Raw genomic sequence first — 23,162 nt, 5'->3', positions numbered from 1 at the left:
ACTTGATGAGCCGTCTGAAACTAATTGTTACAGCATTGCTGGTATCGCTTTTTATAAGCCTTATAGCGATATTCTTTAACATGGCCCCCAAGACAGAGCATTCTCAGCCCCCAGCAACCGTGATGGCGAGCCCTCTAGACTCCTATACGGGCTTCGCGATACGCTTCTCCCTCAAGTCCGGCCTCGGGCAAAGGAACACTGTTGTTTCGCCGTACAGCGTCTACATGGCTTTGCTCATGCTGAGCGAGGGAGCCTCAGGGCAGACGAGGTCGGAGCTACTCACAGCCCTGGGCCTCTCATCCCTAAGTGATGCGAGAGAGTGGTTTAAAGAGTCTACGGGGAGGTTCCTAGCCTGCTCTACACCCACGAAGACAAGCATAGCGAACAGTATATGGGTAAAGAAGGGTGTTCCCGTCCGCGACTCCTTTGTGAAGACCTTAGTAGATTATTACATGGCCGAGAAATACACTTTCACGGATACGAATAGCGCTGTAAAGGATATAAACGAATGGGTATCAGACAAGACGCAAGGCCTGATCAAAGAGATACTTAAGCAGCTTGACGAGTCCAGCGTTGTAGTTTTGGTGAACACTGTTTACTTCAAGTCAAACTGGACTACACCCTTCGAAAACGAGTACAAAGACTTGTTCTTTTCACCGAAGGGTACAGTTGAGACCGAGTTCATGTCGGGCACGGTGCCAGCGGTCACGATCGAGACGGAGGACTATACTGCCGTCATGCTGGGCTACAAGGGCACTGACATCAAGTTCGTCATACTGATGCCTCGAAAGACCGGATTAAAGGAATTCATGGAGGGAATGACTAGTGAGAAGCTAATCTCCATATTCACGGAGCTCGCGACCAGCAGGGAGGAGAATATAAAGCTATCTATGCCGAGGTTCGACGTGGACAGCGGTATCCTGGAAGTGAAGCCAGTGCTTAAAGAGATGGGTATAAACAATGTCTTTACTCCGGAGGCGGATCTCTCCGCAATGATAGATACTTCTAAAATACTTGGGAATGTCTATGTAGACGACGTTTTTCACAGGGCTCGAGTCAAAGTGGACACAGAGGGTACGGAGGCTGCAGCGGCTACAGCTGTTGTGGTCAGGGTTACGGCAGTCCCCCTTCAAGTAAAGGCTGTGAAGATTGACAGGCCATTCGCATTCTTCCTCATAGACCCCCAGACGAAAGCCATCATCTTCGCTGGTAGTTTTGTTCAGCCGTAGAAGTATTACATGCACCCTGTCACTAATACGATTTTTTAGAAAAAGGGTAATTCCCGACCTGAAAGCGTTTCAGAGCCGTCTCCGATGCTAATCGGAGAGTAAGCTTGCTACTCGAAGCCCCACTTGTGGAGACTCGAGACCGCTAACGTTAAGACGGCAATCCAAAATGATAACAGAAAGACGATGTCGAGTGGGCTCAGCACGCTCATGTATCCACCCGCAGCTATCCGGGCAGCCTCGCCAAGAGGTGTAACCGGCAAGAGAAGTAATAAGGGTCTCATAGGCCAGGGGGTGAGGCTTAGGGGATAGAACACCGGTGAGAGCATAAGTATGAAGTTCATGACGGGGTTGGTCACTATGCTGAGCCTACTCTTAGGTTTTACATGGGGGGCAATGGCAAGGGTTGCGAGCATACCGAGAACTAAGGAAATGAGGGCTAGCGTGAAGAGCCAGGGAATAGAGCTGATGCTGATGTCCATCATTAAGATGAGGGCTAGGGGAAGCCATATCTCAAAAAGGAGGGCCGGTATGAGTGAGATTAAGATTCCAAGGAGATATTCAGAGAATGTTAGGGGCGAGGCTACGTAGACTTCGCGCTGGCCTGTAGCCCAATCCCACTCTAATATACGGGCAACACTACTCGACCCAAGGCTCCAGCCCCCGGCTATAAATGAAGCTATGAGATAGTCCCTTAAGAGGGTGGGACCGCCCCAGAAACCAACGAAGAAGAGCATCCCCAATAAGAAGCCAAATAATTGACCTAGGGGGCTCTTACGCCTCCACCAGAGGATAACCTGCATGCTAGCTACGCCGATTATCCTATATACCCTATCAGGGAGTCTTCGAAGGAAGAGTTTTCTAAGGAGGACGTATAATCTCCAATACTTTTCCATAAGCCTCCAGTAGATGTCCCTTAACCGCATGGCTTACACTCCCGCGCCAACCGACAGATCCTCCCCTTAATCCTTGGCCTCCTTCTTCTTCCAGTAGAAGGGCCCGAGTACTTCCCAGAGCTTCCTGGGAGGACCTTGAAACAATATGTAACCATCATCCAGGACTATAACCCTTTGGGCTAGCTTTTGAGCCTGGGAGAGATCCCTGAGTGTAAGCACGACCGTTATCCCCATTTCAACTCTCTTTTTTAGCCAGGAGATCATTAACTCACGTGTATTTTTATCGACTCCGCTAAACGGGTCGTCTAGAAGCAGAACCTCGGCCTGTGAAGCTAGGATTGCAGCAAAATATACCCTCTTCTCGAGGCCGGGACTCAGCTCGGCTATGGGCGTTCTCATATAGTCTTCTAGACCCAGTTCAAGCAGCCAGTCTCTCGTCTGCTCTCGGGCCTCGCCATATGAGAAGCCCCGAGACAATAGGTAAGTAAAGACGTATTCCCTAGGGGTCAAACTTGGAGGCGCAGAGTACCCTTCTGGGAGGTAAGCGATCATCTTACGAACTAAGCGAGGCTCCTTTAAAACATCAAAGCCTAGTATCTCTACCTTCCCAGAGTCAGGTTTGAGATTCGTTGATAGGATGCCTAGGAGGGTAGTCTTCCCAGAGCCTCCTGGTCCCGAGATAGCGACCAGTTCGACATCCACCTGGAAAGAGATACCCTTAAGAACATATTCGCCCTGCAGACTCTTATAAAGATCAGCGACATTGATCACAGTCATTAGGATACCCCGCCTGGGCTCCCTGTTCCTGAACGAGTAACTATAACCACAGGAATCTCCCGTTTTATTGGATATTTCTGCTTTATGCTAACACGTGTATTAAGGTCAAGAGGGCCTTTTAGATACAGGGCTAGACTGGAATTATATTCACATGGCAGTTTATCGGATCCCCCTTCTCGCCCACTAACCTTCTACTCGACTACCTCTGTTCTGGTGGTCCCGCTTTACTCGTGGGGATGCTATGCGTGCTTGGCTATCCAATCAGCTATCTCTGATGTTATTTGCCTCCACTCGGGTTCGTTTAATATCTCGTGCCTTAGGCCCTTATACACTTTGAGAGTCTTGTCTTTAGAAGATATTGACTCGTAGAGTTTCCTGCTTGCGGATGGTGGTACAAGGCAGTCCTCCTCCCCGTGCATTATAAGGGCTGGAACCTTTATGAGGGGGACCCTGCTCCACACGCTCGCCACCCCCTTTCCAAACTCGACGAGTAACTTCACGGTTGGGTCTTTGAGGACAAGGGGGTCGTCCACGTATCTTTTGATTATATCTTCGTCCCGTGTAAGACAGTCCGTCGCGACAGGTAATGGTATCCTCTTCCGTGGGGAGAAAACACCGAGGAGCTGGAGGAGTATCTTTTGTTTGAGAGGTGTTCTGACTTCTACTGCGGCCCCACTCGTTATGAATCCCCTGCTCTCATCTCCAAGTCTTGACACGGTGTGAGTGGCTATTAGACCCCCCATGCTGTGGCCAAATATAAAGAAACTCTTCACATCCGTCTTGCTTTTAACGTGCTCAACGAAGGCTATTGTGTCGCGGATGAAGTCCTCGAAAGAGTTTATGTATCCTCTTTCCGATTTTGAGAGGCCGTGTCCTCTTAAGTCGTACATGTATAGGGCTATGCCTTTCTCGACCAGAAATTCGCCGAAGTGGCTATAACGCCCACTGTGCTCCGCAAAGCCGTGAATGCCAACGACAACGGCCTTTGGGCTTGACTCGGGTTCCCAGAATCTCATTATTGTCTCGAGGCCTGTTTTAAGAAAGATATTTTCAGAGCCCGTCTTCATATGTTAATATACAGCATGTATGAGTTATTTGAGGCTTTCTCGATAAAACTTTTCCTCGTTCTTACATATCTCAAGAAGAAGAGGGGCAACGAGGGAATGCATTTATTGGCGTAACCCCACTTCAAATTGAGGATGATGATATTGAGTCCCGCACCGCACTGGTGAGGAACACCGACCTATCTGACCCACATGTTTTTGAACTTCAATCATCTCGGGAGGGATCAATCGTGGTGACTCGGGTTCTACAAAAGACTGATATATGAGACAGCCTTTCTATAATTTATGAGCATAACTCGCTCTGAACTAATAGGCAAGGCGGTTTATGATCAGGAGGCAAAATTCATAGGCACCGTTCAAGATATTGTGATCAAACTGGAGGAAAAGGACATCGGAATACAGGTTAGGACGCCACTAGGAACCCTCCTAGAGATCTCTTCAGACAAGATTCTAGCCGTCAAGGATATCATTTTGCTCAAGGAGAAGATCGAATTACCTAAAGAGGTTTCCCAAGGACCCGTACAACAAACCCCCCCGCTAGCCACCTCTCCCCCACAGCCATCTAGCGGGCTGAAGATTCCCATCCCGTTCAAACGGGAAGAAAAGATATGTCCTTACTGTGGAAAGCCTGCCACGTATATACCACAGTATAAGCGGTGGTACTGCTTTAATTGCCAGAGATATATTGACTAGGGATTCATCCTCAGAATTAACAATAGAATGTTTTCCCTATATAATCCAACAAGCCCTTAGCCTGACTACACAAAGGATTCTGACATTTTAAAATATAAGTTTTTATTCTAGCATCTTATATCCAAGCTGACGGTTCCAAAAAAGGTGGTGGATCTGCTCAAAGATAAGGTAGCTGAAGCTCTTAAAATGTATCGCGAGATTTCATCAAAAGCTCTATCGGGAGAGATTGAACCTAACCCGCCACAAAATGATTACTCTATTCTTGACTTATTAGCATCGGAGAGGCCAACCTTTCAACTCGTTAACCCCGAGGACCCTGTTTATGTTTCAAGCTTTAGGCTTCTAAGATGGTCGGAGCCCGTTGATCTCGGACAGAAGACATTTAACATTGTTTTATTCACGGCGGGTAGGGTTCTAGGGGAAAACGCTGTTGAACATGGCCTTATTAAGAACCTCGATGACCTTGTGGAATTTGCCTTGAATCAGAGGCTGGGAATATACGACATAGTCTCAGCCGATGATTCCAGTGTGGTTATCAACGTGTATGAGTCCATCTCGAGCTCCGGGATTCCTAACATTGGACGCACGGTATGCCACTTTGAACGCGGATTTTTAACGGCTGTTTTCTCGAAGCTTTACAAGCGTAGGGTAACCGTTGAAGAGACGCACTGCTGGGGGACCGGCTATTCCTTTGATAGGTTTGAGATAAAAATCAGCGACGTTTCTGTTTAAGCACGTTTACGAAGCATTAGAGTTTTTACTGGAGTTGGAATTTTTTCCTTAAGCCGCTTACACCTCTTTTAAAGAGTGTTGTTTCGAAAGAGATTTTCACTGGTTGGGGAGTCAGTTTAATCTTTTAGAAAGCTCTCTGGGAATGATTCTAATTTCCCTGAAAAAATCCTTTTATGCCATGTTATATTTGAAAATGCTCGTGAGTAGCGAGGACTTTTATGCTCAGTACTATGACATACTTTACTCGCACCGAAACGTTAAGAGCGAGGTCGACTTCTTAGAGAAGGTCTTCCAGAAACATGCCAAGCGAAGTGTAAAAAAGATTCTTGACGTTGGGTGTGGAACTGGAATACACAGCGTTGAACTTGCAAGGCGTGGATACTCTGTTTTAGGGGTTGACGCCTCGAAAGTCATGATAGAGCGCGCGAGAGAGAAGGCAAAAGACATCGATAACGTCTCGTTTATGGTGGCGGATGCGCGCCATCTTAAGCTACCTGAGAAGTATGATGCAGCTATCGCTATGTATGGCGTTATAAGCTATTTCACAACAGACGAAGACGCTCTAGACTTTCTAAAAAGCATCCGTGAATCCCTCGAGTCAGGCTCAATATTCGTATTCGATACCTGGAACATGTTAGGCGTACTCGAGAAACGTGTCTACTATGAGACGCCGAGCACCCACGTTCGCAAGTATGGCTCCCTTATAGCCCTTAAGGAGGAGTCGTGGAGGCTCAACGTGCTTAGCCAGACCTCTACTGCTGAGATATCCTGGTCCGTTATAGACTTGAAGAGCGGGGTAATCGACACGGCTAGCCACACGCTGGTTCTGCGATTGTTTACGCCCCGCGAATTGAAACACTTGTTGCGCGAGTCGGGGTTTGAAGTCGTCACAATGTTCGAGGATTACACCTGTAAGCCCATCACCGAGTCTAGCTCCGAACTAGTGGTTGTAGCTAGGGCTGTCTAGGGAGAAGAGGGACATCATAAAGAGAAAGAGTTCCTCATATTAAGGTATCCTTGTGGACTAATAGATTGAGAATAGATTAAGCAAAAATTCGCTTTACCGTTTCAGCCCGTTCTTTCTCGATAGGAACGCCTTTAAGGGTTCAAGGAGCAACACGGTTAGCGAGCAGGCTAGGACGGTTAGGATATCTTCGATGGACATCCTTGGCAGTATTACCCCGTATAAACCCATCAGTGTGAAGGCTAGGAAAGTGGCTATGATGCTTATAGTCAGTTCTCTCCCGGGCTTTGAATGCCACATCCAGTCCCTTTCACGAACCATGAGAACTCGGAATTGACTTGTATAAACCATGGCTAGGAGAGTTGTGGCACGTACTAAGCTCCAATCAGCACCATTGGAAAATGTAAACCTCGACACTAGGAAGACTGGCAATGCCATAAGGAATCCGAGCAGAAGAGATTGAATTGCTATGGGGACGAGGCGCCAACGGGTGGGCTTCTGGGAGGGAGTGGCATGGTCTGTCGCAAGGGACATTGTGAGGAAATCGTTGGCTAGAAGAAGCAAAGCCATGTCGACAGGCTCTAAAAGCATCCTTCTATAAACGAGCATGCCTGCTAGGAGCACAGCTATGCTTTGAACCGTCTTTGAGACCTTGTTTATAACCCAAGACAGAGCTCTCTCATGTAACGTCCTGCTAACCTTCACGGCCATAACTATAGGCTCGATGCCGGGCTTCACGAGGACTATGCTAGCCGCTGCCTTGGCTGCATCAGTGGCGTTTTCCACAGCTATTCCGACTTCAGCCTGGCTTAAGGCTGGTGCATCGTTAACGCCGTCACCAGTCATTGCCACGAAGTGCCCCTTTGCCTGTAGTGCTTTGACGACGTGGAACTTGTCCTCAGGATATACCTCAGCAAGGCCGTCGACCTCGTCTATTACGTCGACAAGCTCCTTGCCAGAGGATCTAAGATCTCTCACTGAGAGAACTCTTTCGCCTATTCCTACCTGTTTAGCGATTTCCTTTGCGACAGCTACATTGTCACCTGTGAGCATGATAGGTCGTATCCCGTTAGCCTTTAGCTCTAAGATCAGCTGCCTGGAATCAGGTCTGGGGGGATCTAAGAGGTGTATAAGCGCTACAAGATCGAGTTTTGAGATGTCTTCCTTGGATCTGGCCACTGCCAGTGTTCTCATTCCCCGCGAGGCTGCCTTATCAAGCTCCTCCAGAACCTCTTTCTCTATCTTTTCACGATTCGAAGAGAGTGAAAGCACTGTCCGGGGCTCCCCCATCACCACCTTAAAGCGTTCTCCGTCGTGCTGGACAACGGCTTCCGACCTCTTGATAGAGGGGTCGAACGGGGTAAATTCTACAACAGTGTATCTGCTCGCATCAACTCCTTTACTCTTGGCATACTCTATGACGGCAAGGTTGAGCGGGTCCTCCGCCTCGGCGCGTGAAGCGAGCAGCGCGTAGAGAGCAGCTTTCCCCTCATCTTCCATGAAGGTCCGAACCTCTACAACCTTCAGCTTGTTCATCGTTATAGTCCCCGTCTTGTCAAGGCAGCTTACATCGACAGCCGAAAAGTCTTCAGCCGCGCTGAGCCTAGTTACCAGGACTCCGTTCCGTGCGAGCTCAAGAGCGCCATAAGCCTGCATGATTGTCAATACTGCTGGGAGCGCTACCGGGACGGAGGACATTAGGAAGACGACAGCCATGTTTGTGAGATCTATGAGGGGTCTCCTCTCCCATATTGAAATAATCGAAGCGACGACAAGCCCTGCAAGCCCGATGAAGACGGCATATCTTGTTACCTGTAGAACGACTTCCTCCTGCTCTGAGCGGCTCTTTGCCTGTTTTATGAGCTCCAGCGTCTTCCCGAAATACGTTCTCGTACCTGTGTTGACCACTATGCACTTGGCCTCACCCCTCTTAACTATAGAGCCCGAGAAGGCCACGTCGCCAGGAGAGACCTCTACGGGCAGGGATTCACCGGTTAGAGCGGATTGATCGACGAGAAGTTTTCCTTCAATCAGCTTTACATCTGCAGGTACTACAGAGCCAAGCCTCAGGAAGACTATGTCCCCTGGAACAAGCTCACGGGCCGGTAGACTGACCCACTTGCCCTCTCGGAGAACCCTTGCGTTGACAGTCAGCTTTCTCTTTAAAAGCTCTACCGCTTTTTTCGAGGATCTCGCGTGGTAGTGGCCGAGTGTAGCATTTAAAACGAGTAGTCCCAGCATTATAGCTGCCTCAAAATATCTACCGGCGAGATAAGATACGGCGATCGTGAACTCCATAAGCCAGGGTAGGGGCCCCCAGTATCTTTTCAAGTATTCAAGGAGGGGGTTTTCCTTCTTCTCGAGGATCTCGTTGAAACCATACTCCTTGAGCCTTTTTTCTGCCTCCTGGCTGCTCAAGCCTTGCGGAGAGCTTCCCAGTTTCTCGAAAACCTCTTCAAGGCTCATCTTCTGGTAGTCCTTAGTCGAAATACTGCTCATGACACCTCGAAACTATCTAAACAATATATTGTTTATCTTATTTGCTTGGATTAAATCTCCTTATAGTTGTCGTCGAAGTGAAGGAAAAGACGAGCCTGGGGGTGAAGTCTTCTAGCCACCTCGAGGACTTTGAGGTCATCGTCGTGGATTTCTACTAGTTTCTGTATCCTGGCTAGAACGCTGGCTTTGAAGTCTACGTCTCTACGTCTCTCAGAGTTAGGCCTCATAACTAAAATCGTTCTCTCCATAGGCACCCCCATGCTCTTCAGCTGAGCGACTGTCGACTTGAATAACCTGTACGGCCTACCTGTGAGAATCAGGACGACGCCTTTACCCAGTCTGTCTAATAACAGCTTTATCCCAGTCTCCCTTGGCTTGTCAAGCTCGAGGAGCTCAGGGGACAAGAATACCTTCCAGAAAGCCTGTCTTAGCCCGGGCTCTATGTCCTCGGGCCTCTCATATCCCTCCAGGCCGACGCTCCTGAGGGCTGCTTTGAGACGCTCGCTTGCATCCACAAGTACCCCGTCTACATCGAAAACGTAGACGTCTTCGGTAGGAAGAAACACAGAATTCACCGTTTTATCTGGGGGAATTCGAGCTTTTCCTCAAACCTTCTTGAAGAGGATGGGAGCATCTTTAACCTTGAAAAGCTGGGTCTGACCGTAGGCGAGGTTCGGTGGTGGTATGATCTCGAATCCTAGGGAGCGAGAAACGATCTCACTCGTCTTTGGCATGACGGGGTAGAGGAGGTTTGTTGATATCCTTATAGCCTCGAGAACATTGTATAGTGGCTTGTTGGGATCCTCGCTGGACCATGGCTGTGTGCGGTTCAGGTAGGCGTTTGCCTCCCGGAGTAAGTCGAAGCTCAGGCTTAGGCTCTCAGCTATCTTGAGATCCCCCATGAGTTGCTGTGTCTTTGAGATAACTTCCGTTGCGAGACTGGCTAGAGACTCGTCTAGGCCTGCCTTTACAACCTCACCGTTGAGCCTCCTGAGGGCCAGGACGCCTGCTCGGCGTACAAGGTTCCCGTATGTGTCTGCTAGTTCGCCGTTGTATATGCTGTCGAGGAGGTTTTGGTCGAACTCTACGTCTTTCTCGAGGTTGAGTAGCCTCATAAGGAGGTAGCGTACAGCGTCTGAGGAGCCATACCTCTCGAGGAGGTCGTCTATCATAACGACGTTCCCGGTGCTTTTACCCATTTTGAGCCCCCGGTTCACGATGTAGGCGTGAACCACCAACATCTTCGGCGGGGCTACGCCGAGCATGCGGAGAACCGAAAACCATATGGCGCTGTGAAACCACAGGATGTCCTTGCCTATTATGTGGTGGGCCGAGGGCCAGTACTTCTCGAACCTGGAGTTGTCACGTAAGTACCCTACACCTGTCAGGTAGTTGAGGAGAGCATCTATCCAGACGTATGCAACAAAGTCTTTATCGAAGGGGAGCTCAACACCCCAGTAAACCCTTGACTTGGGCCTGGCCACTGAGAGGTCGCGGAGGCCCTCCTTTTTAATCCGGTTGGCAACCTCGCGTGCATAGCTCTCAGGCTTTATTATATTGCCCTCCTCGATTAAGTGGAGGATCTCGTCCTGCATGGCTGAGAGCTTTAGGAAGTATGTCTCCTCTTCAACCCACTCCAAGGGCTTGTTGTGGATAGGGCATAGTTTCTGCCCATCCTTCTCGACGTATTCGCCTTCACTGTAAAACTTCTCACAGCTTACACAGTACCAGCCACTATACTTCCCCTTGTACACGTAGCCCTTCTCATGCAACCTCTCGAAGACCCTGCCTACCAGCTCCTCGTGGTCTGGGTCGGTGGTTCTTATGAACCTGTCATACTGGATGTCGAGAAGTCCCCAGTACTTTTTGAATATCGGGACCATCTCGTCGACAAACTCCTTTGGAGTCTTGCCTGCCTTTTCCGCGCTACGCTGGAGTTTTAACCCGTGCTCATCTGTCCCTGTCAAAAAGAAGACGTCGTAGCCGTTACTCTTATGCCACCTGGCAAGCACGTCCGCCAGCACGGTCGTGTAGGCGTGCCCTATGTGCGGGACATCATTTGGATAGTATATGGGGGTTGTTACGTAAAACGTCTTCACCCTAATCACCTTTGAGCCCTAAGAGGCCCTGGAAATAAAAACTCTATGCCCCTATATTCCAGGGTAATATCGAGCGCCTCGACGTGACTCGGGACTTTAGACGCGCATATATGAGAGAGTAGCGTTCTCGTCCTATTCAACGATTTTCCATAGAAATGCTAACACGATCGCTGCAAGAATGTAGTAGAAGCAAAGGTCACACGTAGCCACCAGGGTAGATTTCCATTAAACCCTCAACAGAGATGGCCACCTCTCCATTTTCTTCAGAGAACAAAGCGGGGTATAAACAAATTCGTATACCGCTCAGAGGCTAGAGGAGAGATATAATCCTGTACTTGACGGCTTCTAAGCCTGTCCCCAAGGCCTCTAACACCTTATCCCTATTGCCCTCAAGCCTCTGGAAGCCTTCAATCAAAGGTAAGCATGCCAGCGCAGACGTATTTAATCTCCCCTGTATTTTTGAGCACTCATTACACATGTTAGCCACTATGCCTATGCTCCTTAACCCTTCCTGTGCGAGGAAGTCAATCATTCTTTTCGTCGATAAGAGGCTCATCTCGTCACAAGTTGAGATTATCAACACCCTTGAATCACGGTGGAGACGTAGGAGTTCTAGGAGAGTGTCCGAGAGGCCTGGGGGCGAGTCAACTATGAGGATCCTGCTTGACCACCTTGTAACTGCGAGAAGCTCGCGAAGCGCGTCTACGGTTTCATGCCCTCGTAGTGGTAGGGGCTTGTCCTTAGAGTAGAAAGCCGGGCTCATGAACTCAAGTTTATCCTCGACCCTTACAGGTAGGACTCCTTTTTCCTCTTCGGGAGTTATGCTCTCGGCGTCTAAGCCTAGCATAACGTGAGTGGTAGGGTTTGTGAAGTCTGCATCTAGCAGGCCTGTCGGTATGCCCTCCCTAGCAAGTAAGAGGCTGAGAGCACTCGCAACCGTCGTCTTACCTACACCGCCCTTCGGGCTGGCTACAGGCACGACGAGCCGGAAACTCTCAAGCCTCTCGCGTATAAGTGGGACGCGGAAGTCGAGATCCATCTTATATCACCCTTACCTTGACACCCCTTCCAGCAGTTATTTCGAAGTCCCTGCTACCGCACCTAGGACAAGAATAATGGGAGTGTACCACCTCTGGGACAAAGTGTACAGCCTCGCGGAACTCCTCCTTCACGGGCCATTCTTCCAGTGTCCAGGTGTGCCCGCAAACCTGGCACTTGAAGGCTGCTTTCTCGCGTGTAATTTTGAAGCCTTGAACATCTATCCCTTTCTCGCGGCGCATCTCTTCAAACAATTCTTTTAAGGCTAGCTCAAAAACCCCTTCATCAACAGCCTGAAGCTCCCCCAAAACGACCTCGACTTCCCTGACATCCCTGCCCTTTACTACTAGCTCCTCTACGGTCCTCGCCACAGCCTCTGCTAAAGCCCACTCGTGCACGAGTCGTAGACGTCATGTCTGCATAAAAGGGTTATGCTCTATCCTTTAACGAACAGGCAATAGCAATCTGTAAACGTCTAATATTGTTTAACATGCCTGATTAGTGCGTATAAGTTAATAAATCAGTAGGTAATCAAGGAGAGATTGTGCAGAAAAATCCTGGCGACGCGATAAAGAAAAAACTGTTAGCCTACAATTTCACCTCTAGCCTCTCCGGAAACCTAGTGTCGCCCTTCCTATCTTTATTCATTTACGAACTCGCGGGAGGCAGCTTCCTCGCAACGAGTATAGGAAGCCAGCTCCCGGCTGCCATATCAGCGGTAATGTCCTTTATATGGGCCCGCTTATCAGACTCTACAGGTAAGAGAAAGAGCTTCATACTCATGGCATCTCTCACAGGAATAGTTTCAAGCGTGGCCCTAAGCTTCGCGACAAACCTACAACAAGTCGTTATCATCCAATCGCTTGGCGCCATAACGGGAAGTGCTGGAGGATCCGCTTTCTCAGCACTCCTAGCAGAGAAATTCCGCAACGGGCGCGGGGAATTCCTAGGAAAATACAATGCTATGGGTGTAGCGGGAGGCTTCATTGGAGGCCTAGCTTCAGGGGAGCTATACACGCTGCTCGGCTACAGGAATCTACTTCGCCTATACGCGGCCCTGAACATAATACCGGTCGCCCTGATACTCTCCATAGACGAGGAGAAAACAACCAACGCTAAACCACACGCACGAGTTATTCTTCACATCCCAAGGGTTCCAAGGAGGTTTTGGAGATTATACGCGTCAAGGCTGCTTTTAACGCTACCCGGGGCGATTAGCGGGGGTGTCCTGGGTATATATTTCCTGAGATATCTTCGCGGCTCGCCCGAGGCCTGGTCAACGACTGTGGCAATAACCGTGCTGGCTGGGCTTTCTACGATACCTTACGGGAAACTTGCCGACAAGCTCTCCACGTCTGAGATGTTCACAATGGCTGGCCTGGGATGGACGATCCTCTATGCAGGATACTATCTTGCCCCGAATCCACTTGTCTTCGCCTTTTTCTTTATTATCCCCGTTTGGCCTTTGTTCTGGATAGCCTACACGAAGGCCCTGATGGACATAAGCGACGAGACGGAAAGAGCGACATTCTACGCCTTTGAGGGCGTGCTCTCAACAATCTATGGTTCAGTTATAGGGATCCTAGCCGGCTACCTTGCAGACGCGACCAGTCCTAGGACACTCTTCCTGTTATCTAGCCTCTCAGCACTCTCCGCAGCAATCCTTGTCCAGAAACTACTCCTACCGTTTAGCGGTCAAAAGAGGGCTAAGACTAATCCCCTACAATGGCTAATGGATTCTTCAATCCTTCAACCTATTCTTAAACGCTAGTTGAGACAGTTTTAAGCTTATCCATAACTTTGTCGAAATCGGCCACCCAGATCCCGATAGCGTAGTCTGAAAGCCCGCCCACCCAGATCAGGAGATCCTTGTAGTGTATTAGGCCGCATCCGAATGTCACGCCAGGTCTGTCTCCATAGAACTCTTCAAGCGTGGGTTCAGGCGCGATGAGATAATCGCTTATAGCGAGCAATCTTCCATCAGAATCCAGAAGCGCAAGTCCGTTCCTGTAGATATAATCGTTCCCGACGCCGTGCCAGCCTACAAGGTACTCGTTTGAGGAGATACGTACAGAATTCGTGGACCATCCCACCTTGATCTCGAAGGGCTCGTACAGGAGAACAGGCTCCATGGTATCTGCGCTTACAGTAAGTTCCTTTAAAGAGGCTACCGAGCGCCACCCAATCTCGAGGTAGCCACTGTTTTCAAGCGGGATGGAGGGCCTTAAAAGAAGGACTGAGTCTTTGTTACGTGCTTCTATAAGAGCGCTGTCTTTCCAGAAGGTATTGAAGAGTTCCCCCATGTATTCCAGTCTGAAATTACCCAGCTTTACTGCCTTGGAATCCTCGAGAACAGCTATCGCTTGTCTAGCCTCGACTCCCCCCGGGGACGGCTCAACAGCAGTATACAAAATGTAAGTCTTCGAGTCGAGCTCTTGAACCCTTGGATCCTCGCACCCCCTCATGTCCTCCTTTCTGGAAGGATAGATCACTATCCGTGTAGGAATTTCTTCGGGCAACAGGCCCTCCAGCGAGGCCTGGATGTCCAGCGAGAAAACGCCTATGGATGATACATACCAGTAATAGTCAAAGACGATTCTAGGATAAACGAAGAGTTCTCTCCCACGCAAGATGGCACCGGGGTTGAAGGCCGCAGATGGGTGTTCACGAACATAGTTGGTTATCTTCAGAGAGGCTGGAGTTATCAAGCCTACCCGTTTGAAGACCTTTTCTGTCGATGATTTTCTGAGGCCGGAAAGACGGTGATAATATTCCTTGTACAATGAGTAGAGTTTCTTTGTCAATGCGTCGTTTTTCTCTAATTTTTTCTCATTGCTCATAATCATTAAATATAAAGCCTTTTTTATGAAGCTTTTTGAGTAAGGTTTAAATACTACTTTTGGTAGTAAATTTCTTGGTGAAGGGGTTGACAACCCAAGGAAGCCCTGAGAAGGGCAAGAAGACAAGCTCTACTTTGATCCTTGCCGCTGCCATCGTAATACTCGCCCTTATTGTCGGCGCTGTATTCCTCCTGCAGCGCCCAGCACCCACACCCTCCCAGACCGTTGTAATTCGTTTCGCGGGTTGGAGTGCAGGAGAGACTGAGATGAAAAGCTACCAGAAGATGATTGACCTATTTGAAAAGCAAAACCCCAACATAATAGTCAAGTATGAGGTCATAACTCAGATGTTCTCGGAGAACATCCTTGCAAGCTACGCTGCAGGAGCCGCGCCGGATGTATTCTACCTTGACTCCGCGTGGGCACCAACCTTCATATCTAAGGGAGCTGTATACCCGATAGGGGATAAGCTCCCCAAGGACTTTGTAGACCAGTTCTATCCATTCCTGTTAGAGCCTTTCAAGGGATCAGATGGAAAGCTTTACGGAGTGCCCAAGGACTGGTCCGTCCTCTCATTATTCTACAATAAGAAGCTCTTCGCCCAGGCAGGAGTGCCTGAGCCAACCGAGAGCTGGACATGGCAAGACCTTTTCAACGCTGCGAAAACTATATACCAGAAGACCGGAAAACCTGGACTCGTCATACACGCGGAGTTTAACCGCTGGCTCCCATATTTGATGTCTAACGGAGCCCCGCCGCCCACCTTTAACAGCGCTGCCGATGCTGCTTACTTTGACAATCCAGCTGTTAAGACAGCATTAACAAACTTCATCACGCTATTCCAGCAAGGGAGGAAGGAGGGATGGATAGTCATACCATCTGATGTAAACGCCGGGTGGTCGGGAGAAGCGTTTGGTAAGGAGCTTGCTGCGATGACCATCGAGGGAAGCTGGATGATACCTTACATTGCCGACCAGTTCCCGAACTTTAAATATGGAAGCGACTGGGATCTTTCGTTGATCCCACAGGGCTCTTCAGGGAGAGCAACAATGGCATACACTGTCGCGCTCGGCGTGAACTCGAAGACTGAGAATATCGACGCTGTAATAAAGTTCCTAATGTTCATTGAGGGGCCTGATGGCCAGCGTGAACTAGTCGTCAAGATGGGTCATACCCTACCCTCGATAAAGTCTCTGGCTAACGACCCTAACCTTTGGCCCTCACACGCAAAGGAGCTAAGCAACATCGGAAAGTACAACATAGTTAAGGTCTTCTTCTACGGGCCCAAGACAGGCGACCTGGAGGGCCAGTTCAACCAGGTTCTCCAGGCTGCTGTTAGAGGCGAGGTCAGCGCGTCTGAGGCTCTTTCACTTTTGAAAACCAAGGTTTCACAAAGCTTTAAAGGCTGAAAGAAGAATTTTAACCTGGGAGGGATTAAAAAATATGTCTTTTTTTGAGGAGTCCCGAAGAATAGAAGCTCTAGTTTTTATCTTGTTCACATTATACCCTTTAACTCTCAACTTCTTCTTCGGCTATTTCTCGATGATGTTTGCCTTTACCCTGAGCCTCTTCGAGTGGGATATTCTGACACCCATGAGATTCGTTGGACTCAGAAACTTTTACGAAATGTTTCTGGAGATAGCAAAAGGGTTCCATGAGTTGATTACTTCTCCAACGCTTGTCTATTTACGCGAGCCATTCTTCAATGGGCTTAAGAACATTTTGATCTATACGGCCATGGTAGTGCCTGTACAAACCCTTCTTGCCCTCGTTCTAGCCGTTATAGGAAACCAGAAGATTAGAGGGTCACACTTCTTCAGAGTAGCATACTTTCTACCAGCAACAACCTGCCCCGTGATAGTATCACTCATCTTTATATGGCTCTTCATGAAGGATGGTTTTATAAACTACTTTGTTTCGGCTCTAACCGCGGGGTTTAAGCCTGACTGGCTAAATGACCCGAACTTCCTCCTGCCTGCGATAGCCATAGTAGCAATATGGGGGACAAGCGCTCATTTCTCTGTTACGTTCCTTGCGGGCTTGCAGGCCCTCCCGAGAGAGGTTTACGAGGCTGCAAGAATCGACGGTGCGAATGCCTTCAACCGATTCGTCCATATAACGATGCCGCTATTAAAGCCTCTGATAACTTATGTAGTTGTTCTAGGAACAATAGGTGCTTTACAAATGTTTGACCTTGCATGGGTTATGGCGGGGTCTGGTGGAGGCCCTGGGGGTGCAGGCTATACTATAGCCCTGGACATCTACAACACTGCTTTCATCCAGCTTAGGTACGGGTATGCTGCGGCCAAAGCTGTCCTCTTGTTCGCAATTATATTCACTTTAAACTACTACGTGCAGAAAAAGCTTGAGTTCGCAAGGGTGGTTTAAGTGGACAAGGGTAGAAGCGTGTACACGCTTCTATATGTCTTCTTTGCTTATACAATAATGAGCATCCTAGCCCTTATCTACCTGATGCCATTTGTCAGATCAATATTCGCGTCCTTCATGACCTGGGCTCAGGCATCTGCATACCCTCCCCAATGGATTCCAAACCCATTCACTCTAGAGAATTACTTGAAGCTTTTTAGACTCTCCTATTTTCCTAGGTGGGTCTTGAATACTGTATTTGTAAGCGCTTTGATAGTGGCTGCTAATACTGTCACGGCTTCTATGGCGGGATATGCCTTCGCAATTTTAAGGTTCCCTAGGAAAGAGCTCCTCTTCAGCGCCCTCCTTACACTCCTCATGGTTCCACCTTTCATCACACTCATACCTAACTTTATACTGGTCACGAAGCTCGGGCTTATAGACAACCTGCTTGGCTTAGCGCTTCTTGGATCAGCAAGCGTATCAGGCATTTACCTGATGCGGCAATACTACCTTTCCTTTGGAAAGGAGCTCTTTGAAGCTGCAAGAATCGACGGCGCAGACCCCTTGAAATCCTTCTTCTATGTAGCTTTGCCCCTCTCGAAGCCAGCGTTAGGCGCGTTGGCTATCTACCAGTTCCTGGGCTCCTGGAACGCTTTTCTAGGGCCACTCGTCTTTTTAAGGAGCGTTGAAAACTTCACTTTGCCTGTCGGCCTGAATTTTGCATTTAGCCGTAACATGTGGACTGAGTACACGCCAATTATAGCCGGGAGCCTCATAGCTTCGGCTCCAACAATAATATTGTACGTGCTTCTAAACAAGTACATGATTAAAGGGACGGTCGTGTCTGCGAAGAAGGGGTGATCCGTGTGAGCGTAAGCTTCAAAGGTGTAACGAAGAGGTTTGGAGACCTAATAGCTGTAAAAAACGTAAACCTCGAGATTCAGAAAGGCGAGTTCTTCGTATTCCTCGGACCTTCAGGCTCAGGCAAGTCCACTCTGCTCCGAATAATAGCCGGCCTTGAGGAGCCTGACGAGGGGGAAGTGATTATAGACGGTAAAGTGGTGAACAGGGTAGACCCCAGTAAGCGCGACATTGCTTTCGTGTTCCAGAACTATGCGCTCTACCCACACATGAAGGTCTACGACAACATAGCATTCCCGCTCAAGATGAGGAAATACCCACGTGAAGAGATACATACCAAGGTCCTCGAAGCCGCCGAGATGCTAGGGATACGACACCTCCTGGAAAAGTATCCATACCAGCTGTCCGGAGGTGAGCAGCAAAGGGTGGCCTTGGCTAGGGCTATAGTGAGGCGTCCCAAGGTATTCCTCCTAGACGAGCCCTTAAGCAACCTTGATGCGAAGCTCCGCGTACGGCTTAGATTCGAGCTTAGAAAACTCTTACACGACCAGCTTAACACGACGACGATCTATGTTACGCACGATCAGGCCGAAGCCATGACTATGGCGGACCGCATAGCCGTAATAAACAAGGGTGAAGTCGTGCAGGTAGATACTCCTGGAAGGCTATACAATAATCCTGTCAACACGTTTGTCGCGGGATTCATTGGTACGCCTCCCATGAACCTTCTTAAGGCTCGGCTGCAAAATGGTAGGATACAATTGGGCAGGCTATCTATTTTCTCGCCGAGCCTCGGCGAGAAAAAGGAGACACAGGATGTAATACTGGGTATTCGCCCCCAAGACGTTAAAATCGGGAGCGAGGAGGGCATAAAAGCTACACTCCTAGGCGTAGAAAAACTAGGTGGCGGCGTGATAGTACATGCTCTCCTAGAAGATCAAGAGATAACTTCCTATAGCGAGCAAAGGGGCTTAGACGCAAAGATAGAGGGAAAGGGACATATCGCATTATTGTTCGACGGTCCCTTGTATATCTTCGATGCATCAACTGATGAGCTAGTAAAGGTTTTAACGGATTACAAGTTTGAAGTGACGTAAACCTTTGTAGGCCAGGAATCCATGAAAAGTATTTTTATTTACCGTTAATACCCTTCTACGGGTACGACTCTCCTTGTCGACAGAATCTCTTCATGAACTGCTCAAAAAACTCGGGTTTACAAGTTACGAGGCTAAAGCATATATTACCCTAGTTCTCAATGGGTCCCTCACAGCCACCGAGCTAGCTATGAAGAGTGAGATACCGCAGCCGAGGGTCTATGACATTGTTCAATCGCTCCTGGAAAAAGGCCTAATCATGGTATCCGAGGGCAGGCCGAGAAAATTTCAGGCTATCTCACCCACTGTTGCCCTCCGGAATTATGTGAACAGAAAGCGCCAGCTCGAGGACGAGGCTCTCGAAACTTTTCTTGCAGAGCTTACCTCTCACGCACCTGCCTCTACAGAAGCAGGGGTATGGACTTCCTCTGGTTACACATCAGCGTTAAACCTACTTCGCGAATCATTTTTTATTGCAAGTGACGAGCTCCTATTTGCAGGATACTTGGAGATATTAGAAGAACTTGAGGAGGCCGCCAAAAAGCCTCTCTCTACCTGCGTAGTCTTATATGACGCCATTGAAGAGGCCACTGGAAACCTAAAACTTTACGATGAAGTCAGGGTTAAGCCCACCAAAGCTCCGGTCATGCTCATACCGGATTTCAGACATGCTCTTGTCATTATAGACTGGGAGACTAGAAAGCCTACATCCTACCTCATAACAGATGAAAACCTCATCAAAATATTCGCTGTCTATTATTTGAGCTATATTCGATCCGGCTCTAAGCTCATCCATAGCAGGTTAGACACACTCGACAAGAGAAGCTATGTTCACCTGACGAGAGCGCTCGACCACGTCAGGATACTGAGAGAGAAAGGAAGACGAGTGTTCGTCCGAGTAATTGGCAGGCGAACATCTGATGGTAGACTTGTTGAGCTTGAGGGTGAGGTCGTCGGGGAGTTTGAAAACTCGTTTAGGAGTATAGGATATCTTACAGTGAGGCTTGCCGACGGCAGAGAGGTGACCGTTGGAGGCATTGGAGCCTATCTTGAGGACGTAGAAGCTAGGAGAATCGAGATAATAGCACAAAAATAACAATTACATATGAATTATGAATCTATAATTCTACGCGGTAAGTCTTACCTCGATATTTGATATTGAAGGAAAGTTTCAAGCCATATGCTTTCTCTGGTTCCTCGAAGGTAATCGTCTCTTCCTCGCGAAGCCTCAACAAGCCGAAGAGGATAGCCATCCACACCCCGCCAGCCGATCCAATGTGGAATCCATCCTTAGAGTTTTTGTAAACGTCTGCGAGATCCGCTTGGGCTGCAATCTTAAGCATTCTTAACCCTTCCTCGATCCTACCTATGTACAGTGCAGCAGCCGCATACATAGGCAGCGAGAGAGAGCTCGCATGTGTTGTCCTGGGAAGATAATATTCATAGTTTTTCTCAATGACCTCCCGGGTAAACTTTTCTCTGAGCAAAAACATGGCTGCGACAACATCTGCTTGTTTAATTAACTGATAGTCCTGGATGGATTGTAGAACACTGGGGGGAAGGCTTTTCTCACCGATAACGCCTGGGTCGAGCTTGTAGTCCTTTAGCTTGAAGTAGCCGTCAAACTGCTCGCATAGTCCATCTTCGCCACAATTAACGTAGATCCCTTCTGCTATGTTCTCCCATGTCGTAATTTCTTCACTGCTAACTCTTAACTCGTCGAGGACAGGCCTGAGAGAGATGTCTGATTGTGCCCGCTTGCTATAGCTGGCGGCCAGCTCTAGATTGTGTCTAGCCATCAGATTTGTGTAGAAGTTATTGTCCACACCCACATGGTACTCGTCAGGGCCTATAACGTTCCTTATCACGTACCTGCTTAGCCGCGTGTCCCATTCGACGCGTGAGGTCCAGAACCTCGCTGTTTCTACAAGTATTCTTAACCCGCATTCAGCGAGGAAGTCCTTATCGCCGGTAAACCTGTAGTACATGTCCACTGCGTAAGCTATATCTGCAGTTATATGGTGCTCCTGATCACCTGTATATATTCTGACTTTTTTAGAGCCTGTGAGATCCAGGGGGACTTCCCTTGGAGTAGCCTCCACCCCATCGTCCGCGCTTTCCCAAGGATACTGGGCGCCTCGATAGCCGTTTCGCTTAGCGTTTTCGATGGCCGCTTCGAGTAGCCGACACCTGAATGTCAAAATTTTCCTGGCAGCGTCTGGCTTGAAAAATAGATAGAAGGGGAAGGCGTATATCTCTGTATCCCAGAAAACGTGGCCTCGATAACCATAGCCGTGGAGGCCTTTTGCGGGAATCGCAAAGACGTCGCTTTGATCATTGTATATCTGGAGGAGGTGAAAAGTGTTGAAGATGAGTGAGTCGGCTAATTCTTCATCCCCGCTTACGTTAAGGTTTATCTCTCTCCACTCCTTTTCCCACTCTCTCATGTGTTCCTGCAGGAGGCCTTCAAGGCCCCTGGATTTGGCGTTCGTTAAGGCAGAGTCAACGGTAGAGGAATCAAACCCATAGACCGCTAGTCTTTCTAAGTTTAATATGTCTCCAGGGCGTACGTCTAGGCTTAATACCTGGCCTATATTAGAATTTGTCGTAAAATTGTTTACTGTAGCCTCAGGTACCGAAGATGCAACTGATGCAATATATACTTTGTATCTGTCATCGGCTGTTACCACCTCGACCCTGGGATATGCCTTGTTTTCTAGTGATACCACCTTGAAGAGCCTCACGGAGACCTCTTGTGGAACAGAGGGGTTTGAGAACTCTAGCTCTACAGGGGCTTTGACGAAAAGCCTTCCACGAGCATTCAAGCTCTTAATACTGGCCTTTATACCCAAAAGACCTTTAATGTTCTTGTGAACAAATCTAACGCTCTTGTACGCGAAGCTTCCCAAAGGCGACGTTAGAGTTGATTCCATCTCAAGGAGCCCATGCTCCACGTCGAGAGTATACAACACGTTTTCAGGCTTGAGGGGGACTCCTTCAAACTCGGCGTAGATTGCATGAGCCCTTGGGAGGTTAACAAGCTCCCTGTAAAAAACCGGGGTGTACGAGTACACGCCCGCGATGAAGGTACCCTGCTTGGACTCCAAGAACTCTGGATCTCCTCTAACACTAATGTAGCCGTTAGACAGGGTGGTCAGCGTAGCTATCGTTTCTCGCTCAAAGTACTCTTCACTAAAAGTAAACTTCTTCTTCAATACTCACACCCCAGCCGAACAACTAGGTCGCGAGGAGACCAATATGAGAAATCCTCTATCACTATATCGGCCCCGTACTCCCGAAGCTGCGGGTCAAAGCATCCAACAGCCTTTCCACCCGCTTCTTTCGCTGCATGTACCCCAGCAGGAGCATCATCGAAGAATACGACGCAGGATATTCTTCCTGAGGTAATCCTTAACGCTTCGGAAAAAGCGGCCTTGAAAACTTCTAGCTTTGAAGCCCCCTTTCCACTCACATCAAAATCGAAGAGATCTGATAGACGATTCTCACCTATTTTTTCACGTGTAGCTATATAGAGAACATTCTTGGAGGCAGATGCCAGGATTTGTAGAAAACCCTCCTTACGCGAGGACTGGATGAATTCTACAACCTTCCAGTTAACCCTGTACTCACCTCTACTCACCATATCAAGGTAGATCTTCGTCTTGTAGTCTGCAAACTCTTTGAGTATTTCTTCGCCACGCCGTGCAAGTAGGTCTGGTGCAAGTTTTTCGAGGATATTCTTAGCTCCCTCTAGCCTTGGCCTCCCTGAAACATAGCTTGCGTAGAAAGAGCTGTCGAAGCCCTGAATCCCATACTTTAGGCTGGCTTGACGCCAGGCCTCCTCGTGCGGCGTTAGCGCAATGACACCGTCAAAATCCCACACAAAAACAATTTTAGACTTCATTAAGAATTTACTACCGGAAGTGGTATATATTATTTTTACAAAATAACTTGTTATCACCCTAACATACAGCTAGGAATGTCAAGAAAACTCAGAAAACGACAAGAC

21 protein-coding genes are annotated in these 23,162 nt (G+C 48.6%); 10 read left to right on the top strand and 11 right to left on the bottom strand.

The genetic code is table 11. The annotated features are described in order from the left end of the window. Window positions 1-5 precede the first annotated feature (5 nt). Complete coding sequence (locus tag MA03_RS02645) at window positions 6-1,229, top strand: serpin family protein (protein ID WP_191118690.1); 1,224 nt, start codon at window positions 6-8, stop codon at window positions 1,227-1,229. A gap of 107 nt (window positions 1,230-1,336) precedes the next feature. On the opposite strand, the gene MA03_RS02640 is transcribed toward MA03_RS02645, so the two are convergent. The 3 genes from MA03_RS02640 to MA03_RS02630 form a co-directional block, all read right to left on the bottom strand. Then, window positions 1,337-2,152: a hypothetical protein gene (locus tag MA03_RS02640; protein ID WP_052883786.1), complete on the bottom strand. Its 816-nt coding sequence runs from the start codon at window positions 2,150-2,152 to the stop codon at window positions 1,337-1,339. Between the two features lie 36 nt (window positions 2,153-2,188). Next, entirely contained in the window at window positions 2,189-2,899 is a 711-nt protein-coding gene (locus MA03_RS02635; RefSeq protein WP_191118689.1) for an ABC transporter ATP-binding protein, read from the bottom strand. Between the two features lie 239 nt (window positions 2,900-3,138). Further along, on the bottom strand, window positions 3,139-3,966 hold the full coding sequence (locus MA03_RS02630; protein WP_052883784.1) for an alpha/beta hydrolase: 828 nt from the start codon (window positions 3,964-3,966) through the stop codon (window positions 3,139-3,141). A 282-nt stretch (window positions 3,967-4,248) separates the two neighbouring features. Here MA03_RS02630 and MA03_RS02625 point away from each other — a divergent pair, with 282 nt between their 5' ends. The 3 genes from MA03_RS02625 to MA03_RS02615 all read left to right on the top strand — a co-directional run bounded on the left by MA03_RS02625 (window position 4,249) and on the right by MA03_RS02615 (window position 6,355). After that, window positions 4,249-4,656, top strand: coding sequence for a PRC-barrel domain-containing protein (locus MA03_RS02625; RefSeq protein WP_052883783.1), 408 nt, complete (start codon window positions 4,249-4,251; stop codon window positions 4,654-4,656). Window positions 4,657-4,800: 144 nt separating this feature from the next. Continuing rightward, on the top strand, window positions 4,801-5,388 hold the full coding sequence (locus MA03_RS02620; RefSeq protein WP_052883782.1) for a V4R domain-containing protein: 588 nt from the start codon (window positions 4,801-4,803) through the stop codon (window positions 5,386-5,388). 193 nt (window positions 5,389-5,581) lie between these two features. Beyond that, the gene (locus MA03_RS02615) at window positions 5,582-6,355 is read left to right on the top strand and encodes a class I SAM-dependent methyltransferase (RefSeq protein WP_052883781.1); all 774 of its coding nucleotides are present in this window, start codon (window positions 5,582-5,584) and stop codon (window positions 6,353-6,355) included. A gap of 93 nt (window positions 6,356-6,448) precedes the next feature. Here MA03_RS02615 and MA03_RS02610 read toward each other — a convergent pair whose 3' ends face one another. From MA03_RS02610 to hypA, 5 genes are all read right to left on the bottom strand, one after another. Beyond that, entirely contained in the window at window positions 6,449-8,851 is a 2,403-nt protein-coding gene (locus MA03_RS02610) for a plasma-membrane proton-efflux P-type ATPase (RefSeq protein ID WP_052883780.1), read from the bottom strand. 50 nt (window positions 8,852-8,901) lie between these two features. Continuing rightward, window positions 8,902-9,417 (bottom strand): HAD family hydrolase, encoded by a 516-nt coding sequence (locus MA03_RS02605; RefSeq protein WP_052883779.1) that lies wholly within the window; start codon window positions 9,415-9,417, stop codon window positions 8,902-8,904. Between the two features lie 39 nt (window positions 9,418-9,456). Continuing rightward, window positions 9,457-10,950 carry a methionine--tRNA ligase gene (gene metG / locus MA03_RS02600; RefSeq protein ID WP_052884875.1) on the bottom strand — a complete coding sequence of 498 codons (1,494 nt, stop codon included), beginning with the start codon at window positions 10,948-10,950 and terminating at the stop codon, window positions 9,457-9,459. A gap of 310 nt (window positions 10,951-11,260) precedes the next feature. Continuing rightward, a complete protein-coding gene (locus MA03_RS02595; RefSeq protein ID WP_052883778.1) occupies window positions 11,261-11,989 on the bottom strand; it encodes a P-loop NTPase in 729 nt (242 codons plus the stop codon). 1 nt (window position 11,990) lies between these two features. Further along, a complete protein-coding gene (gene hypA / locus MA03_RS02590; protein WP_052883777.1) occupies window positions 11,991-12,386 on the bottom strand; it encodes a hydrogenase nickel incorporation protein HypA in 396 nt (131 codons plus the stop codon). 146 nt (window positions 12,387-12,532) lie between these two features. Here hypA and MA03_RS02585 point away from each other — a divergent pair, with 146 nt between their 5' ends. Then, the gene (locus MA03_RS02585) at window positions 12,533-13,759 is read left to right on the top strand and encodes an MFS transporter (protein WP_052883776.1); all 1,227 of its coding nucleotides are present in this window, start codon (window positions 12,533-12,535) and stop codon (window positions 13,757-13,759) included. Here MA03_RS02585 and MA03_RS02580 read toward each other — a convergent pair. Next, window positions 13,749-14,828, bottom strand: a complete 1,080-nt coding sequence (locus MA03_RS02580; RefSeq protein ID WP_052883775.1) for a glycoside hydrolase family 130 protein — start codon at window positions 14,826-14,828, stop codon at window positions 13,749-13,751. The genes MA03_RS02585 and MA03_RS02580 overlap by 11 nt on opposite strands. 86 nt (window positions 14,829-14,914) lie before the next feature. Here MA03_RS02580 and MA03_RS02575 point away from each other — a divergent pair, with 86 nt between their 5' ends. From MA03_RS02575 to MA03_RS02555, 5 genes are all read left to right on the top strand, one after another. Further along, the gene (locus MA03_RS02575; RefSeq protein ID WP_236944917.1) at window positions 14,915-16,237 is read left to right on the top strand and encodes an extracellular solute-binding protein; all 1,323 of its coding nucleotides are present in this window, start codon (window positions 14,915-14,917) and stop codon (window positions 16,235-16,237) included. A gap of 34 nt (window positions 16,238-16,271) precedes the next feature. Beyond that, complete coding sequence (locus MA03_RS02570; protein WP_052883774.1) at window positions 16,272-17,216, top strand: carbohydrate ABC transporter permease; 945 nt, start codon at window positions 16,272-16,274, stop codon at window positions 17,214-17,216. Next, window positions 17,217-18,059 (top strand): carbohydrate ABC transporter permease, encoded by an 843-nt coding sequence (locus tag MA03_RS02565; protein WP_236944916.1) that lies wholly within the window; start codon window positions 17,217-17,219, stop codon window positions 18,057-18,059. 5 nt (window positions 18,060-18,064) lie between these two features. Further along, entirely contained in the window at window positions 18,065-19,156 is a 1,092-nt protein-coding gene (locus MA03_RS02560) for an ABC transporter ATP-binding protein (RefSeq protein WP_052884872.1), read from the top strand. A 73-nt stretch (window positions 19,157-19,229) separates the two neighbouring features. After that, window positions 19,230-20,249 carry a TrmB family transcriptional regulator gene (locus MA03_RS02555; protein WP_052883773.1) on the top strand — a complete coding sequence of 340 codons (1,020 nt, stop codon included), beginning with the start codon at window positions 19,230-19,232 and terminating at the stop codon, window positions 20,247-20,249. Window positions 20,250-20,271: 22 nt separating this feature from the next. Here MA03_RS02555 and MA03_RS02550 read toward each other — a convergent pair whose 3' ends face one another. Together MA03_RS02550 and MA03_RS02545 are read right to left on the bottom strand one after the other, a co-directional pair. Beyond that, window positions 20,272-22,368, bottom strand: a complete 2,097-nt coding sequence (locus MA03_RS02550; RefSeq protein WP_052883772.1) for a glycoside hydrolase family 65 protein — start codon at window positions 22,366-22,368, stop codon at window positions 20,272-20,274. After that, window positions 22,365-23,057, bottom strand: a complete 693-nt coding sequence (locus tag MA03_RS02545) for an HAD family hydrolase (RefSeq protein WP_052883771.1) — start codon at window positions 23,055-23,057, stop codon at window positions 22,365-22,367. Before MA03_RS02545 ends, MA03_RS02550 begins: the two co-directional genes overlap by 4 nt. Between the last annotated feature and the right edge of the window lie 105 nt (window positions 23,058-23,162).

The sequence above is a fragment of the Thermofilum uzonense genome (assembly GCF_000993805.1).
Classification (GTDB): domain Archaea; phylum Thermoproteota; class Thermoprotei; order Thermofilales; family Thermofilaceae; genus Thermofilum; species Thermofilum uzonense.
The sequence above is the reverse complement of the archived record's forward strand: the minus strand, read 5'-3'. Positions and strand labels throughout refer to the sequence as shown.